This is a genomic window from Emticicia aquatica (genome assembly GCF_923079645.1).
GTDB classification, from domain to species: Bacteria; Bacteroidota; Bacteroidia; order Cytophagales; family Spirosomataceae; genus Emticicia; species Emticicia aquatica.
Genome location: NZ_CAKLPY010000001.1, coordinates 1,843,405 through 1,861,413 on the forward strand (window position 1 = coordinate 1,843,405; position 18,009 = coordinate 1,861,413).

Annotated in this window: 17 protein-coding genes; 3 read left to right on the forward strand and 14 right to left on the reverse strand. The window is 33.4% G+C overall.

Annotation, left to right across the window (positions count from 1 at the left end; all coding sequences use genetic code 11):
* Positions 1-82: 82 nt before the first annotated feature.
* From MJQ71_RS07975 to MJQ71_RS07995, 5 genes are all read right to left on the reverse strand, one after another.
* Positions 83-940 (reverse strand): universal stress protein, encoded by an 858-nt coding sequence (locus tag MJQ71_RS07975; RefSeq protein WP_238806043.1) that lies wholly within the window; start codon positions 938-940, stop codon positions 83-85.
* 295 nt (positions 941-1,235) lie between these two features.
* The gene (ccoS, locus tag MJQ71_RS07980; protein ID WP_238806044.1) at positions 1,236-1,418 is read right to left on the reverse strand and encodes a cbb3-type cytochrome oxidase assembly protein CcoS; all 183 of its coding nucleotides are present in this window, start codon (positions 1,416-1,418) and stop codon (positions 1,236-1,238) included.
* A 91-nt stretch (positions 1,419-1,509) separates the two neighbouring features.
* On the reverse strand, positions 1,510-3,957 hold the full coding sequence (locus MJQ71_RS07985) for a heavy metal translocating P-type ATPase (protein WP_238806045.1): 2,448 nt from the start codon (positions 3,955-3,957) through the stop codon (positions 1,510-1,512).
* Positions 3,954-4,328: a hypothetical protein gene (locus tag MJQ71_RS07990; protein WP_238806046.1), complete on the reverse strand. Its 375-nt coding sequence runs from the start codon at positions 4,326-4,328 to the stop codon at positions 3,954-3,956. Before MJQ71_RS07990 ends, MJQ71_RS07985 begins: the two co-directional genes overlap by 4 nt.
* 17 nt (positions 4,329-4,345) lie before the next feature.
* Positions 4,346-5,158: a universal stress protein gene (locus MJQ71_RS07995; RefSeq protein ID WP_238806047.1), complete on the reverse strand. Its 813-nt coding sequence runs from the start codon at positions 5,156-5,158 to the stop codon at positions 4,346-4,348.
* Positions 5,159-5,384: 226 nt separating this feature from the next.
* On the opposite strand from MJQ71_RS07995, the gene MJQ71_RS08000 reads away from it, so the two are divergent.
* On the forward strand, positions 5,385-6,599 hold the full coding sequence (locus tag MJQ71_RS08000) for a PAS domain-containing sensor histidine kinase (RefSeq protein ID WP_238806048.1): 1,215 nt from the start codon (positions 5,385-5,387) through the stop codon (positions 6,597-6,599).
* Between the two features lie 5 nt (positions 6,600-6,604).
* Positions 6,605-7,663: a response regulator gene (locus tag MJQ71_RS08005; RefSeq protein WP_238806049.1), complete on the forward strand. Its 1,059-nt coding sequence runs from the start codon at positions 6,605-6,607 to the stop codon at positions 7,661-7,663.
* A 29-nt stretch (positions 7,664-7,692) separates the two neighbouring features.
* Here the strand turns inward: MJQ71_RS08005 and MJQ71_RS08010 are convergent, their stop codons facing one another.
* The 7 genes from MJQ71_RS08010 to MJQ71_RS08040 form a co-directional block, all read right to left on the reverse strand.
* Positions 7,693-10,218 (reverse strand): phosphocholine-specific phospholipase C, encoded by a 2,526-nt coding sequence (locus MJQ71_RS08010; RefSeq protein WP_238806050.1) that lies wholly within the window; start codon positions 10,216-10,218, stop codon positions 7,693-7,695.
* A gap of 95 nt (positions 10,219-10,313) precedes the next feature.
* On the reverse strand, positions 10,314-11,759 hold the full coding sequence (locus MJQ71_RS08015) for a sulfatase family protein (protein WP_238806051.1): 1,446 nt from the start codon (positions 11,757-11,759) through the stop codon (positions 10,314-10,316).
* Between the two features lie 173 nt (positions 11,760-11,932).
* The gene (locus MJQ71_RS08020; RefSeq protein WP_238806052.1) at positions 11,933-12,310 is read right to left on the reverse strand and encodes a VOC family protein; all 378 of its coding nucleotides are present in this window, start codon (positions 12,308-12,310) and stop codon (positions 11,933-11,935) included.
* Positions 12,311-12,334: 24 nt separating this feature from the next.
* Positions 12,335-12,694, reverse strand: coding sequence for a DUF1801 domain-containing protein (locus tag MJQ71_RS08025; RefSeq protein WP_238806053.1), 360 nt, complete (start codon positions 12,692-12,694; stop codon positions 12,335-12,337).
* A complete protein-coding gene (locus tag MJQ71_RS08030) occupies positions 12,691-13,056 on the reverse strand; it encodes a DoxX family protein (protein ID WP_238806054.1) in 366 nt (121 codons plus the stop codon). The genes MJQ71_RS08025 and MJQ71_RS08030 overlap by 4 nt, the downstream gene beginning before the upstream one ends.
* 5 nt (positions 13,057-13,061) lie before the next feature.
* A complete protein-coding gene (locus MJQ71_RS08035) occupies positions 13,062-13,484 on the reverse strand; it encodes a VOC family protein (protein ID WP_238806055.1) in 423 nt (140 codons plus the stop codon).
* 29 nt (positions 13,485-13,513) lie between these two features.
* Entirely contained in the window at positions 13,514-14,077 is a 564-nt protein-coding gene (locus tag MJQ71_RS08040; protein ID WP_238806056.1) for a dihydrofolate reductase family protein, read from the reverse strand.
* Positions 14,078-14,218: 141 nt separating this feature from the next.
* Between MJQ71_RS08040 and MJQ71_RS08045 the strand changes: the two genes are divergently transcribed.
* Positions 14,219-15,184, forward strand: a complete 966-nt coding sequence (locus MJQ71_RS08045) for a GlxA family transcriptional regulator (protein WP_238806057.1) — start codon at positions 14,219-14,221, stop codon at positions 15,182-15,184.
* A 36-nt stretch (positions 15,185-15,220) separates the two neighbouring features.
* Here the strand turns inward: MJQ71_RS08045 and MJQ71_RS08050 are convergent, their stop codons facing one another.
* Together MJQ71_RS08050 and MJQ71_RS08055 are read right to left on the reverse strand one after the other, a co-directional pair.
* A complete protein-coding gene (locus MJQ71_RS08050; RefSeq protein WP_238806058.1) occupies positions 15,221-16,624 on the reverse strand; it encodes an amidohydrolase family protein in 1,404 nt (467 codons plus the stop codon).
* Positions 16,625-16,700: 76 nt separating this feature from the next.
* Entirely contained in the window at positions 16,701-17,753 is a 1,053-nt protein-coding gene (locus MJQ71_RS08055) for an aldose epimerase family protein (protein WP_238806059.1), read from the reverse strand.
* Between the last annotated feature and the right edge of the window lie 256 nt (positions 17,754-18,009).

The following is an 18,009-nucleotide window of genomic DNA, read 5'->3' on the forward strand; positions in this document are numbered from 1 at the left end:
GTATCACAATCGTACAAAAGTTTGCGATATTTTGGGTTAGTCCACTTTATTTAGAATTTTTTATTTCCACTTCATTCAATTTCTAAAATGTTACCATTTCAGAATCCTTCAATAAATCTTCAGGAACATCATCATAAATGCTTAAAAACGGCACTGAAGGATGAAAAGCAAATTTTCTGGTTTGACTTCTGTTAAATACTACATCAAGAAAAGAATGATGGCGAGAAACCATCGCTAGCAAATCAACACGATGAACATTTAAAAATGCTTTTATGCCTTTTTCTACATCATTATTTCTGATGAAATAATCTTCAGTTTTAATATCTCCAAAGTAATTATGATATTCAAATTTGGCCAAACCATCCAAACTTTCTGGCGTTTGGTTTTCCTTCAAAATTGTCAAAAATGTCAATTTGGCTTCTTTTCGTATCAATAAATCCTTTAAATTATCAAAGACCTTAAACTCATTAAGATGTTGATAATCAACGGCCAAAACAATATTTTTAATGCTATTGATAGTTGCATTTAATGGAACAACGAGTGTATTTACTGGTACATTTCTCACAACATCGGTTGCAACACTTCCAAAAAACAAATTATTTCCTGCACCGCTCGCACCAATAATGACCAAATCATAATGATGGGTTTGATTCAAAATATCAATCGCACTTGCTGGAGAAACTGGTAAAAATTCGGTTTTGAAAACATGAAAAGATTCGTCATCAAATTTTTTCAAATTTTTAACAAATTTTTCCATCATATTTTCTGCATTCACTCTCAAATCATCCAAAACATACATGGCTATCTCAGGCTGAGCATTAGTGCCATAAGTATTTAGCAAAGTAAACTCACATGCAGTATCACTAAACATTGCTAAAGCATAGTGAATCGCCTTTTCAGAAGCTTTAGAAAAATCGGTCGGAAGCAAAATCTTTTTCATCGAAATTATGAGTTATAATTAATTGATGAAACAAATGTAGAAGTCAGCCAATCCAAAAAAAATGATCGACATTTGATTAAAATATGAGAGAAATCAATTTTATATTACTTTTTCGCCTTTAAAAGTTAGTATTTGTAGTAAATTCCCAAACAGACTTTGTCTTGTTTTTGGACAGAATTATTAAGAAAAAACATCTAAATTGAGCTAAAACATAGATAATTTGGTTTCTTTTGTTGCTTACAAAAACTATTTAATCAAACAAATTCAAGCTTAAAACCAATAATTAAAATAAACATTATACTCCTTTTTCAGCCTCAATTTTTGGCTCACTCTTTTTTTCAACACTATCAAAAAGCATTCTAACTGATGGTGTATACGTATCATCATATTGTCCATCTTTAGTAGCCCAAATAAAAGCTCCTAAAAACCCAATGGCAACTGCTAAAGCGGCAATCGCTAAAAAAATTATTACTGTCATAGCTTAAAGTATTTGTAATCTTGAAAAGACATCAACAAGATTGGGTTCAATAATAAATACAAAATCAAAAGAGGTTGTTATTGTTTCATATTTATAACTTTTTGAAATATGCGAATAAATGCGTTAATCCGACTGCGAAAAGAACTACTGACATCGAACTAAGTGGCATGAAAATAGCTGCTAAAACTGGTGACAACGCACCACTTACAGCCCAACCAATACCGATAAAATTATAAACTAAAGATAATACAAAACTGGCTTTAACAATGTTAAGCGATATTTTACTAAATTTCAAAAAATCAGCTAATTGTCCAAATTTTGATGCATCTAAAATGGCATCGCAGGCGGGTGAAAATATTTTTATGTCTTCACTGATTGCAATTCCAACATCACTTTGGCGTAAAGCTCCTGCATCATTAAGTCCATCGCCAATCATTAACACATGATTTCCAAGCTTTTGCTGTTGGCTAATGAACTCCAGTTTGTCTTGAGGTTTTTGCTTAAAAAACAAAGAGTTTTGCTTTAAAAATTGCGATAATTTACTTTTATCCGCATCATTATCACCTGACAATAGAAATAACTTAAAAGATTTATTCAAATTTGAAAGAATACTTTGCCAGTCTTTTCTATAAGTTGTTTCAACAACAAAATAGCCTATTTCTATTCCATTTATCTCTATAAATGAATGTGTATGCGAAATATTCTGTTTATGGCTGGTTTTCACAAAACCTTCTTTGCCTAGTTTTACCAAATTTCCAGCAATACTCGCTTCAATTCCTTCACCCTGAAATTCTTGAAAATAATCAATTGGTAATGATTGAAAATTTGGAATATTTATTGATTGCTCAATCATTTTACTCAACGGATGAGCCGATTGCAAACAAAGAGTTTTTAACAATTTTTGTTCGTATTCACTTAAAGTAGAGCTTTGAATGTTGCCTTCAAAACTAACTTTTTCAGAATTACTTTCAGTCAAAGTACCTGTTTTATCGAAGACAATTTCATTAACTTCATTCAACAACTGAATCACGCCTTGATTTTTAACATAAAACTTATTTCTACCAAATATCGCCATCGTTGTTGACATCGTAAATGGCATCGAGAGTGTCAATGCACATGGGCAAGCAACCATTAATACTGCTGTAATGGAATTCCAAAACAAGCCTGGCTCAAAAAATGACCAATAAATACCAGCCGATGCTGCAATCAAAAAAGTTATTACCGTAAAATATTTACTGAATAAATTTGCTAATTCGGTTGTTGGCATAACTTTTTCTTTCAAAAAAGCTTCATTATTCCACAATTGCGTTAAATAACTTTGAGAAACAGGTTTCTGAACAATCAATTCTAAACGTTCTCCTTTTTGTCGGCCGCCTGCATATATTATTTCACCAGTTGCTTTGTTTACAGGGTCAGATTCGCCAGTCACAAAACTATAATCAATTGTAGCTTTTCCTTTACTAATAATTGCATCTGTCGGAATCAATTCTTGGTGATGAATAATAATTGTGTCACCTTTTTTGAGTTCCATTACATTCAAAAACATTTCAACATTCTCACGTATAACTTTTACTGCAAGCGGAAAATATGATTTATAATTTCGTTCAAACGAAAGGTAATTATAAGTTATTTGCTGCATCCATTTTCCAACTAAAAGGAAGAAAACTAATCCAGCCAAACTATCATAATAACCCGCGGTATGATTAACAAAAGTTTCAAAAATGCTTCGTCCGTAAAGCGTGATAATTGCCACCGCAATCGGAATATCAACACTAAAAATATTTGTGGTTTTATTTATATTTTCACGAATCGAAATGTATGCACCATTCAGATAATCAGAAGCTCCATAAAAGAAAACTGGTAATGAAAGCAGAAAATTAAAATATAAAAAAAACTTTTGATAAGTTGAATCAATACTGTTTTTTAGGTCGAGATGGAAATATTCAGGAAAACTCATCATCATGATATTTCCCATACAAAAACCTACCACGCCAATTTTCAGAATGAGGCTTCTTTGTAGCGTATTTTTAGAATTATTTTTTTCGGTACTATCCAAATTGAGCAAAGGTTCATAGCCTAAAGTTGCTAAAAGTTCGACAATTTCTCGAAAACTTACTTCCTCAGGATTATAACTAAGAGAAAGTTCTTTTTTTAGAAAATTGAGACGAGAAGTGACAACCCCTTTCTTGATTTTATTGAAGTTTTCTAAAAGCCAAACACAAGAGCTACAATGAGCGGCAGGAACATAAAAAGTCACTTTGCACAATTTATCTGACTGATAATCAAGCAATTGTAAAACAATATTATTTTCATCCAAATAATGATATTTGCCTTCAAAGTTTTTGGCTTTTAAGCTAACGCCAGCATTATCGTTAAGGTCATAATATGTACAAAGATTGTTATCCTGTAAAATTTCAAATACAGTTTGGCAGCCATGGCAGCAAAAATGTTTTTCTTCAAGTGTAATTGAATCATCGGGACATTCGTCACCACAGTGATAACATACAAGTTTTTCTTCAACCTCTACCAATGCATTCATAACGATACTTTTTGTGGTTGGATATTCATAAAATCGTTCATTTCTTTTCCTAGATTATTCTGACGCTCAAGCGACCAATAATTGGTAAAAGAAGATTCGAGCCAGGTTTTGCCTGATTTTCTAAAAATAGAAATTTGTAGTCCCATCTTTTCCCAAAATATTTCTTCCACTTCACAAACTTTCATTTGAGGTGTTATTTCAAAGCTATCTACTGCCTTTTTGTGGACAATATCTTTCAAAAGGCAATTATGTGCCGCATTACCCATCTCCTCACCTCGATGATATATTTCGAGGCGTAGATATGGGTAGCACTCACTGAAAAGTTTTATCAATTCAGATGCCCTCATTTCGGATTTAACAGATAGTATCATCGACGTATATTTAAAAATCAGATAACCATTAAAATTGGAAGCTTATCGTTTAATACCAACCGTTGGGTGTTACTTTCAACAAAAAGCCTTTCAAAAAAATTATGTTTCTTAGGTAAAGTAATTATCAAATCAGCATGGCTATTTTTTGCAATCGCCAAAACCGATTTGCTAAACTCTTTATCTTTATAAATTGTAAAAGTATGTGGAATATGAACGAGTTTTTCTCTGATTTTTAAGGCCGCTTTTTCGGTGTATTCTGAATCATCAGCACAAGTAAATAAATCTACTGAAACATCTAAATCTCTCAAAAAATCAATTATTTTATCTAATATTTGCGTATCAATGTCGAAGTTAAAATCTAATCCTAATATAGCGTTTCTATACATTGAAAACTTAGTTTTTGGTGGCACTAACAACATTGGTACTTTAGAATGATTTATCATTGTGGACGAAACACTGACAAAATATTTCGTACCAATGGGCGAATCACCAACGCTTCCCATGACTAATAAATCAGCTTCTGTTTCAGCCAAAATCTGTTCTAATGCATCAACAACCAATCCTTCTCTAGTTTGTATTTCAATTTTTTTCTCGTCAGGATAAATTGCTAAAAGTTTATCCTTTAAACGCTTAAGTTTTTTTATACTGGCATTTTCAAGTTCTTTTGATGAAACAGTAAGCATACTAATTTCAGAATCGTAAGGAATAATATAGCGAAATGCGTGAAAAAGAACTAGCTTTGCCTTAGTCTTTATGGCTATTTGAGCTGCAGTTTCGGCAGCTTTACGTGAACCCTTAGAAAAATCAGTTGCAAAAACTATTGTTTTCATTTAAGTACTATTTATCGTTACTTGAAATTACTTCTATTTTCATTTGCACAAATTTTGCCTTTTTAAGAGGCAAAATTTATGACTTATGTCATAAATCGGTATGATTAAAAAGCATTCAACACCCTAAACAAAGATTTTTTCTTTATTCATCCTTACTTATTTGGTTAAAACTGACTAATGTCATATTTTCGCTTATTATCATTTTACTAACTTGCCGATTATTCCAATGCCCAATTCAATTGCAGAAAATGATATGCTCAACCAAGTAGAGGCTATTTTTCAGTACGCCACTGAAGCCATACTCATCACTGATAATAATGGTAAAATTATAAAGGTAAATCCTAGTACAGAAGTGATGTTTGGCTATGAATCGAGCGAATTTATCAATCAGACGATTGAGATGTTAATCCCAAAGCGATTAGTTGAACGACACGAAAAGCACCGTGCAAATTTTAATAGAAATCCGCATGCTCGCTCTATGGGGGCAAATTTTGACTTGTTTGCTAAGAGAAAAGACGAAACTGAATTTCCGGTTGAGGTAAGTTTAAGTCCATATACTAACAGTCAAGGAAGTTTTGTGATTGCTTTTATAATTGATATTAGCATCAGAAAAAAAGCTGAAAATCAATTAATTGCCTATAAATCCGAGTTAGAAAAAGAAGTTGAAGAACGCACCATGATTTTGAAGGAAGCGATTCAGAAACTCGAACAAACTAAAGATGAACTTGATAATTCGTTGAAACGAGAACGAGAAGTAAATTCGATGAAATCAAGATTTATTTCGATTGCATCACACGAATTTCGTACGCCTTTAGCAACAGTTCTTTCTTCCTTATCATTGGTTGATAAATATTCTTCATTGCAAGATGAAGAAAAAAGGGTTAAGCATATCGGTCGAATAAAGTCTTCGGTAAGAAATTTAACTGAAATTTTGAACGATTTTTTATCATTAAATAAACTAGAAGAAGGAAAGGTATTTTTGAATATCGAAAAATTCAGCCCGTATGAACTCATAGAATCACTCATTCAGGATTTACAAGGAATCACAAAAGTTGGTCAGAAAATTACTACTTCTTCCAAAAAAGAAAAAAATTCATTGGCAAATCTTGATAAAACATTGGTTCGGAATATTCTTATTAATTTAATTTCAAACGCTATTAAATTTTCTCCAGAAAATACAATTATCAATGTAGAGGCTATTTTGAATGACAACGAACTGCTTTTGAGTGTTCAAGACCACGGAATTGGAATTCCAGAAGGCGACCAAAAACACTTGTTTGAACGTTTTTTTAGGTCGAGTAACGCAGGTGAAATTCAAGGAACAGGCTTAGGATTGAGCATCGTGGCACATTATGTAAATTTATTAAAAGGGTCAATTAAATATATAAGTAAAGAAAACGAAGGAACAACCTTCTTTATTAATCTTCCCAGAAATTATTAAGGATAATGAAAAAAATATTACTCATTGAAGATAATACCGAAATAAGAGAAAACACCTCTGAAATTCTTGAATTAGCTGATTATCAAGTAGTTACTGCCGAAAACGGCAGAGTTGGCGTTGAAAAAGCTCACCATGAAAAACCTGACCTGATTATTTGCGACATAATGATGCCAATTATGGACGGTTACAGCGTGTTACATTTGTTATCCAAAACGCCTGATACTGCCAATATTCCTTTCATTTTTTTGACTGCCAAAGCCGACCGCTCTGATTTCAGAAAAGGCATGGAAATGGGTGCTGATGACTATATAACAAAACCTTTTGATGACGTTGAGTTGTTGAATGCCATTGAAAGTCGTTTAAAAAAAATTGAGCTCTTACAAAAAAATTATTCTAAAGATTTGACGGGTCTTGACGAGTTGGTAAATGATGCGGGTGGCGACCAAGAACTTAAAAAATTACTAGAAAGTAGAGAAATTAGAAGCTATAAAAAGAAAAGTGAAATTTATCGAGAAGGCGATTATCCGCTTTATCTTTTTTGTGTGGTGAAAGGCAAGTTAAAAACTTTCAAAACAAACGATGACGGTAAAGAATTAATCATTAATATTTTTGATAAAAACGATTATTTAGGATACGTCGATTTGCTTCAAGAAAGCAATTATACAGAGTCAGCAGCAGCGATGGAAGATTGTGAAATATGCTTAATTCCCAAAAATGATTTTTATAATTTGATTCATAAAAATCGCCAAGTTGCCCAAAAATTCATTCAATTGCTATCAAATAACGTAAAAGCTAATGAAGAACAATTGTTAAAATTAGCTTATAATTCGGTTAGAAAACGAATTTCGGAGGCGTTATTAAAATTTCATGCTCATCTCACAAAAGAAGGAACTACAAGCAGCAATATGAAAATTAGCCGTGAAGATTTATCGAATGTGGCAGGGACTTCACTCGAAACGGCTATTCGTACGCTTTCTGATTTCAAAGATGAAAAACTCATAGAAATCGAATCTGGCAAAATAACAATTTTGAATTTAGAAAAATTAAAACGGTTAAAAAATTAAAAAAAGCAGGGCTTTCACCCTGCTTTTTTTTAAATAATCATTCCCATTGCTGGGTCAGTAAAACTTTCCTTACCTGTTTCAACATGGCCAGCATAACGTCTTTCAAAAACTTCATTTTCCTTTATTTTTACTGAAAAATCATACCAATTGTGGCTTTTTTGTAAATATAAAAGTATCTTAACTGTTTTTCCTTTAGCAAGTTCTACTTGCATTTTATCAGTTTTATAAGACAAATCGACAATTTCAATTGTTTGATTTTTAGGTTCCAAATTTTCTAACTCTAAAATCAAATTACCAGTTAGTATATTTTTTGATTCTTCAGTTGTTTCATAGTAAAGTTTGGTTTCAATGCTTGATTGAATAGCATTTCCTTTGAAACTTCTGAAAAAACCATTCGGTCCATATACATCCAAGTGATAACTGTTTTGTTTAAATTCACTTATTTCCCAAGTATCTGCAATTTTATCTCCCTTTTTAACCGCATAATTACGTGTTTTTAGCTCTTTTGTATGTGAATAAGTTACAAAAGGACAGCCCAAAGATTTTTTACCAAAAACACTATTTCCTGCCTGAAATTGAATCTCAAAATTTTTATTATCTTCCTTTAATTTACCTTCTACGTACAGTTCATAAGGCAAAGCACAGGCTTTTCTAACACCTTTTTCTTGCTTTGGCATTAATTCACTTTCATTTTGATTTTCGTTTATTTGCTTAATTTCTTCATCAGTCAAAGGACGAAAATTTGAAGGCAGTTTTTTGAATTTCGCTTGATGAACTGTCTGAATAAATGGCACTTTATCGACAAATGTTGGCAAAGAGATTTTCTCGCCATTGTACGGTTTAAAAATCGAAGTTAAATCTCCACAAACTGTTCTACGCCATTCGCTTATATTGGTTTCAGTAATATTTTTTTTAGTTTTTTTGTTTAAAAATTTCTCTAAAAACTGTAAAACTGATGTGTGATCAAAGACTTCTGAACAAACATTTCCACCCCTACTCCATGGTGACGCAATCACCAAAGGCACTCTAAAACCTAATCCAATTGGGTTTTCACGAGCATCTTTATCAGGATTTTTGTAGTTTCGAGCCTTCTCGTGAGCAATATTTACTTGCTCAACAGAGGTATCAATTCCCTCAGAAACTTTACCAGAATTTGGCTTTGAATGATGCGGAGCAACGAAAGGCGGCACGTGGTCAAAATAGCCGTCGTTTTCGTCATAGGCCAAGATAAAAATAGTTTTCTTCCAAACTTCAGGATTATGCGTCAAGATATCCATCACTTCTGAGACATACCAAGCACCATACCACGGAGCTCCTGGATGGTCAGAAAAGTTTTCGGGTGCAACCAACCAAGATACCGTTGGAAGTTTTTTGTTGGCAACATCTTTTCTGAATTGATAAAGAATATCTCCTTTTGGCACTTCCACAGTTCGTTTTGTGCCATTATCATCATATTCAAGACTTGTTAATTCATGAAAATTTGGGTCTTTTCGATTATTGGTGAACGCTTTTTGGTGGATGTTTTTTTGAAATTTACTTAGTTTTTCAAAAAATTCAGGCTTCCATTTCTCCAAATCTTCTTTTAAAATTTCTAAATATGCATTTTTCTTGGCTAATTCTTTCTTTGATTTTTCTGCTTCAAGACCTTTTAAATTAACAATATCTTTTTCTAATTGAGCAATTTCTTGCGGCAGAATATCCTTCATTTTCAACAAATACTTATAATATTCTGGTGAAAATTTAACATGATATTGCTCAAACCATTCTATTGGATTATCGGTAAAATTAGCAAGCCATCCTTCTTCTTCTCCTTCAAATCCTACTGGCAAACTGATTTCATTTTGGTAAATTTTCCAAGAAATATCATTTTCTTCGAGTCTTTCGGGAAAAGTTTTCCATTTTGCCCATTTACCATAATCAACATCTTCATTTTTCACATTGGCTTTTGAATCGAAGTCTGCTTTTTCACGAATTGTCCCTGTCCACAAATACAAACGATTGGGAGTTGTTCCAGTAAGTGATGAACAGAAATTTTGGTCGCAAACCGTAAATGCATCTGCCAAAGCATAATAAAACGGAATATCTTCACGGTTATAATGCCCCAAAGTTAGTGGCATATTTTTGTAGGCTTGGTTGCCAGATTGCTTCACTTGTAGCCATTTATCGTATTTTCCATCATTTCGTGCATCCACTTGATTTTCCCAAGAATGCGGCAGCGAACTCATCCAAGTAGCGTTTGAATCCTTTAAATTGAGTCGAAAAGGGGCATAAGTTTCACCTTTTGCATTCGCTTGAAGCCACACTTTATTTTTGTTTGGTAATGTAATTGCTCTTGGGTCATTGAAGCCTCGAACTCCTTGTAATGAGCCATAACAATGGTCAAAAGAGCGATTTTCTTGCATCAAGATTACTACATGCTCAGCATCCCAAAAAGTACTTCCTTCAGTTGGATTGATAGCTAAAGCCTTTTGAATTGAAGGAGGTAAAACGCCCATTAGACTTGCTCCACTCGTTAATAAAGATGCTTTTTTGATAAATTCTCTTCTTGATTCCATGTTTGGACTGAATAAATGCTAAATTTTAGTCGAAAATTACGGCTTTCTTAAATAATTTTAATAATTAGACTATTATTTTTTTGTAAACTATTCTGTTAATCAATTTTACCACTTAGCCGATTATTTTTTCCTGAAATTTTAGTTAGATTATCTCCTAAATCTTGGCGAGCAGTTTCGGCTACTTCTTGAAGTTCTGCTACAATTTCAGGGTTTAGCGTTTGCACATCATATTCTTCGCCTGAATCTCGACGCAAATCATATAAAGCCATCGGCACATCAACTTTTGCATATTTTCCTGGAAAACCATTTACACCTGGGAGCATTGTTTCATAACCTTGTCCATTTTTGTGAGGCAATACTAACTTCCAATTATCACGTCTTACAGCTCTAAGTTCGTTATTGGCATAATAATAATAGAAATATTTGCGAGGAGAATTAGACAAATTTCCTTTCAAAATAGGTAAAATATCAATTCCATCAATTTTATTGTCAGAAAGTTTTGTGCCGCAAATTTTTGCTAAAGTAGGCAAAATATCGAGTGTTGAAGTCAATTGATTACAAATTACTCCTTCTGGAGTTACACCTTTCCAACGCATAATGCAAGGCACTCGGTTACCGCCTTCAAAGATTTCACCTTTGCCTTCACGCAAACCAGCGGTTGAACCAGCATGATTACCAAAATTTAACCAAGGGCCATTATCGCTCGTGAAAATAACCAACGTGTTTTTATCTAAGCCATTTTCTCTCAATGTTTTCATGATTTCGCCAACCGACCAATCTACTTCCATCATAACATCGCCAAAAAAGCCTTGTTTACTTTTACCTTTAAATTTATCGGAAACACCGAGCGGCACATGAACCATCGAATGTGGCAAATACAAAAAGAACGGTTTATTTTTGTTTCTTTTGATAAATCCAAGTGCTTTTTCGGTATAAAGTGTGGTAAGTTTATCCTGACCTTTAAGGTCATTAATTGTTTCGATTTGCTCATTATTTTCAATTAATGGCAAAGGCGGATATGTAATTTTTCGATAATCGTCGGCATTTGTAATAGGTTTCCCATCAAAATCAACTGGCCACATATCGTTTGAATAAGGAATACCAAGATATTCATCAAAACCATGCTGAAGTGGCAAAAACTGTTTTTGATGCCCCAAATGCCACTTGCCAAAAATGCCTGTTGCATAACCTTTTTGTTTCAACATTTCGGCAATTGTCATTTCATTTTGACCAATCCCGATTTTAGAATTTGGCATCAAAGCTCCTGAAATACCAATTCTGTTTGGATAACACCCTGTCAATAAGGCAGCACGAGAAGCACTACAAACAGCTTGTGCGGCCAAAAAATTAGTAAATCGAATGCCTTCGCTAGCTAATTTATCAATGTTTGGCGTTTGGTAATCCAACGCACCATAACAGGCTAAGTCACCATAACCCATATCATCCATAAAAATGATGATAATGTTTGGTTGGACTATTTTTTTTGTGGTTGAACCAATAAAAAGGATTGAAATTAAAAATAAAACAATGTTTTTTTTCATAGTTAAGTATCAATTAGGGCTGAACAAAAATAGTCTTTCCAAATAATGAAAAGACTATTTTCTAAAATTTCATATAAATATCTACTACTTTTTATAAAAAGAATACGTTTTTATTCATATTTTTTTGTAAATTTCAATTATCTGTATTTATTAAACCTTTATTTCTTATTTCTCTATTGTGCATTATCATCAACTTCAAATATCCCAAAAGTGTTATTGTCTAAATCAACAAAATATCCTTGCCAACAACGAGTCGGAATCGCAAATTTTGGCAATGCGATTTGACCGCCATTTTCAATAATTACCTCAGCAGTTTTATCAAAATTATCAACTTGAATTGAACACACAAAAGCATTTGTACCGCTGCTTTGTGTAGGAACAGTCGCAGGCCTTTTCAGAAGCCCGCCATTGATACTATTTGTTTCAATTCTATAATATTCAATTGGAATAAAATCATCTTTCATGAACTTCCATCCAAATACAGATTCATAGAATTTTGCATCTCTTGCAGGATTTGAAGATTGTATTTCAAAATATCCAATTGTATTCATAGATTAAATTTAGATTGATAAACATTAGTTGTTTATTAAAACCAGCAACTCAGTTATTACTCTTTGTAATTCTGTTTTTTTAGACAAAACATCGGTCATATCTTTAAAATAAACCATTCTTCGGTCTTTATAATCACCTTCTAAAATTGTAGAACTTACTTTCGGAATAGAATCATTATGAAATATCAAATGTACTTTATCTTGCATTCGATGATTAAAGGTAAGGAAGTCTTCTTTGCAATAATAACTCGGAGCATTCCATTTGATTCTTTCAGAAATGCTTGCATCAGTTTCTTTGATAATCGTTCTCAAAACTTCAATTTCTGCTTTCAAAGGGTGATTTAATTGTTGCATATAAACACTTACTTTTTCGACATCTTTCATTGAGGATTAAGTTTATGATAATAGATGTATGAAACCGCTAAAAAAGCCAAAATTATCAAGGGAAAAAAGGCAAAAAAACCAAATCCATCCACACAAATATAGCTCAAACTGGCAAAAATAAAGTCAAAAGCAAAACCAGCATAAGCCCATTCTTTTATCCGACTTGAGATTTGAGGAATAACAAGTATCAAAGTGCCGACTACTTTAAAAACTACTAAAATATTTCCAAAATATTCGGGATAACCCAAATGACGAATTCCTTCTTTGGCTGCTTCAGTTTGCGAAGTGAATGCGGGCATTACACCTTCAAATAAAAAAATAAAAATTGTAGGAATCCAATAAATGATTTTGTCTTTTTTCATTGTTTTTATGCGTTTAAAAGGGTTTCAATATCAAATTTTCTCATTTTCAAGAAGGCGATCATTACTCTTTGACCTTTTTCGGGGTCGCTCATTAATTTACCCAAAATTGTTGGAACAATTTGCCACGAAAAGCCATACTTATCTTTCAACCAACCACACATACTTTCTTCGCCGCCTTCGGTCAATTTAGTCCAATAATAATCAATTTCTTCTTGTGTTTCGCAATTTACTACGAGCGATGCCGCTTCATTAAACTTAAACATTGGGCCGCCGTTGAGTCCCATCATTTTTCTTCCATTCAGTTCGAATGTGACCATCATTGGATTTGCGGAGGTAATTTTTGAGTTTTCAAAAATTGAACAGTAAAATTCCGCAGCTTCTTTGGCTTGACCATCAAACCAAAGGCAAAGGGATATTTGATTATTCATATTTTTTTCATAAAATATTTGTAGGTAAATTAATCCTTTTTAAGTTTATAACAAAGCACTACAATGCCACATTCAAAGCCTTTTGCGTGGTTTAAAGTAAGATTTTGTTTCGATGTAAGACTTTGAAAAATAGGCATTCCGTTACCTAATGCCGCAGGATTTACAAAAAGGTGATATTCATCAATTAAGCTTTGATTAATCAAAGCAGAAACAAAAGACCCTCCTCCATATACGATAATATCGCTGCCCGCCTGATTTTTTAAAGTATTGATTTCATCAGCAAGATTACCTTTCGCTAAAATAGTTTTCGACCATTCGGAAGTTTCGAGGGTTTTCGTAAAAACAACTTTTGGTGTTTCGCTCATTTTGATTGTAAAATCTTCGCTGCTTTCTTTTGCAGCGGCTGCCCAATGTGGAATAAACCCTTGAGCGAGTTTTCGGCCTAAAATAATACAATCAACGGGTTCTGTGATTTCGGCAACGTAGTTTTTCAGTGCATCATCCCAGTTCCACACCATCCAATCCATTTCCCCATTTGAGCCAGCAATGAATCCATCGACCGACATTTGTACTTGTAGTTTTAGCTTTCTCATAAGTTTTGTGTTAAAATTTAAAAGAGTGTAATTTCATCTCTTTAATTCTACAAATCTAATGGCTTTATTTTAATTTAAAAATATGCAAAAACGACAAAGTAACGGGTTGATTACGACAAAGTTATTTAATAGTTTTGTTGGATGAAAAATGTAATAATCTTAGTTCCCGAAACCGCCGTACCCGCTGCCATTGTTGACCCAAGGTATATGTTTGCTGCCGTCAACGAGTTTTATAAAAGTATGGAATTACAACCTGCTTTTAACATAAAATTAGTCGGAATAACGAAAGAAGTAAAACTAAATGATGGCTTAATTTCGGTTCATCCTGATTTTATTTTACCTGATGCTCAAAAAGCAGATTTAATAATTATTCCTGCATTGAGTGGAAATATGTCGCAAGCTATTCAGAAAAATGAAGCGTTTATTCCTTGGATTCAGGCACAATATCGTAAAGGTGCAGAAGTGGCTAGCCTTTGTATTGGAGCATTTTTATTGGCCTCGACTGGGCTTTTGAATGGCAAATCTTGCTCAACGCATTGGTTATACGCCAATGAATTTAGAAATATGTTCCCCGAAATACATTTGACTGACGATAAAGTGATTACAGAACAAAATGGTATTTATTCGAGCGGTGGAGCAACTTCATATTGGAATTTACTGCTTTATTTGGTTGAAAAATATACAAATCGTGAAATGGCAATTATGGCTTCCAAGTTTTTCCTTTTGGAAATGGGAAGAAATAGTCAATCGCCATTTGTTATGTTTCAAGGACAAAAAGACCATGAAGATACGCAGATTTTGCATGCTCAAGAGTTCATCGAGCAGCACTTTCAAACCAAATTAACAGTTGATGAATTAGCCGATAGATTTGGAATTGGTCGCAGAACGTTTGAACGAAGATTCAAGAAAGCAACCTCTAATACTGTTGTGGAATACATTCAAAGAGTAAAAATTGAGTCAGCAAAAAAACAACTTGAAAGTGGACGCAAGACCGTTAATGAAGTGATGTATGATGTTGGTTACACCGACCTCAAAGCGTTTAGAGATGTTTTCAGAAAATACGTTGGCATGTCGCCTGTTGAGTACCGAAATAAATATAATGCTTGATTTTTGGGGCATTTTTTGAAAATACCCCGAAAATTTTCATTTCTCCACCAACAAACTTTTCAAATATTGGCTATCAAGGTATTTTCCATGAGCAACCAAGCCACTGATATTTTGCGTAGCAGAAATATTGAGTAAAGGATTTTCATTCAATATCAAAATATCTGCTTTTTTACCTTTTGTAACGCTTCCATAAATAGCTGATTTGTTCAAAAACTCAGGTCCATTGATGATTGAAGCCTGTAAAGCTTGCAAAGGAGTAAGTCCATTTTTCACCATTAATTCTAATTCTTGGTGCAAGCCTAAACCTGGATAATCGAAACTATTTAAGTATCCTGCATCTGTTCCAGCTAAAATTTTCACTCCCGAACGTTGCAACAAAGGCAACAAAGAAGCTGCTTTTTCGATTGTTCTGTGTCGTATTTCAATGGCTTCTTTTGAATCTTTAGCTGCTCTTTGTACTCGCCAATCATAGGTTTTTCTTAGACCTGGCCCTATATATTTTAGAAAAGTATCTTTTTGATGGTCATTTACATCCAAAAAAGCAGTTGCATAACTAATTGATAATGTCGGTGTTACGGCTGTTTTATTTTTAGCTAAAACCTTAAATGCAGCTTCTGCAGTGGCTTCATCAAATTCATTGAGAGCTTTCAACGATAATTCACGTGCTGACAAAGAACCATTGGCAACTTGTTCAGTCAACTCTTTTTGGTTTTTTAAACCAGCCCGCAATAAATATGAAATATGCTCAATACTACTCAACCCAGCCTCGCTTATTTGTTCAATCGTAAATACCGACGGAATATGAGCAGAAGTTTTGTAACCTCTTTTGCGTGCTTCTTTTATGCTTCCCAAATATATTTCGGGCTTTATCGTATTATCCGTAATTTTTACAAAATCAACTTTTAATTTATCAAGCGAATCAAGAGCTTTATTTACTTCTTCAATTGTACCAACCTCAATATCCCCTTGCCAAATCGACTTGTAACCTTCGAGTTTTGGCCCAGATGTAAAAATAGTTGGTCCTAAAAGTTTACCTTCATTTACCGCTTGACGCCATTCCAAAACACTCGGCGAAATATCTGCAGCGGCATCACGAACGGCCATAATTCCATTGGCAATATACAGATTCATCAAATCTTTGTTCTCTTGAATCAAACTGTCGCCACCACCAAAATGTACATGCATATCCCACAAAGCAGGCATAACAAATTTTCCTTTGGCTGAAATAGTTTGGTTGGCTATGTACTTTTTACCTTCAGTTGCCGAACAAACATTAATAATATCGCCATTATTGACAATAATAGCTTTATTATTGGTAATTATTCCTGAATGAATGTCAATTATATTAGCATTAGTAATAATTAAATCGACTTTATTTTGAGAAAAAACTGGAGCATAAAGAAGTAAAAAGAGAATGCTCAATACGAAATATTTTTTCATGTTTGTTGATGTTAGGTTTTTAAAGTCAGGAATGAAAAAAAACATCGCCAACGAGAAGCGATGTTTTTCACTAAAATTATTTAACCGAAAATTTATAGGCTGTCGTTGATTCAAAAACTTCATTTGGTCTCAAAACCGTACTTGGGAAATTTGGTTTGTTTGGCGAATCTGGAAAATGTTGCGTTTCTACACAGAATGCCGAACGACGACCATAAATAGCTCCATTTTTACCTACTATATCCCCTTTTAAATGATTTGCTGTATAAAACTGCATTCCAGGTTCTGTCGTAAAAACTTCCATGCAACGCCCCGTTTGAGGTTCAAAAACTTCGGCAGCCAATCTTAAATTCGAACTTGTGTCGGTCAAAACAAAGCAATGGTCATAGCCACTTCCTAATCTAATTTGTTCATCTGTAATTTCATTGATTCGCTCACCAATTTGTTGGCGTTTAGTAAAATCAAAAGGCGTTCCAGCTACAGATTTCAATTCACCAGTTGGAATAACTGTTTCATCGACAGGTAAAAAATTATCGGCGTATAAAATCACTTCGTGTTCAAGCACATCAGTTGCACCATTGAGATTAAAATACGAATGGTTCGTAATATTGAGTACAGTTGCTTTGTCGGTGGTTGCCTTATAATCAATTCGAAATGTATTATCTTTTTGCAAAGTATAAACGACTACTGTTGTCAAATTCCCTGGATACCCTTCCTCTCCATCGACAGATAAATAGGTCAATTTCAATGAAGGTTCTTCACCATCTGTGACCACTACATCCCAGACTTTTTTATCAAAACCTTTCAAACCTCCATGCAAGGCATTGACACCATTATTGATTGCCAAAGTATATTTTTCACCATCCAATTCAAAAGAACCTTTTGCAATTCTGTTGCCATAACGACCAATAATTGCTCCAAAATAAGGCACACCTTTTAAATAACCTTCAAGCGAATCGCAGCCATGAACAATATCAGCCAATTTACCATTTCGGTCAGGTACAGATAATGCAACCAAAATCCCACCAAAATCAGTAATTTTTGCTTCCATTCCAGCAGTATTTTTTAATGTAAATAGGCTTGTTTCTTGGCCATCAGGTAGTTTTCCAAAAAAGTTTTTTTCGATACTCATTCTATTTAAAGGCTTAAAATATAAAATTGAATAGTTAAAAATTATCCACACTAAAATTCATTTTACTTCATTATCAATTAATAAAAAAGCAAATTTCACAAAAGTAATATTTAAAGTTGAACCAGTTTTAACTTTTCTTTTTTTGAGAGTCAAACCACAAAAAATACTTATAAACTGATAGGGATAGAGAGCTACTTAGGTAAGTTTTTTAATCATAATTTTTATCCAAAAAAATAGTTTTTATGAACAAATTGAT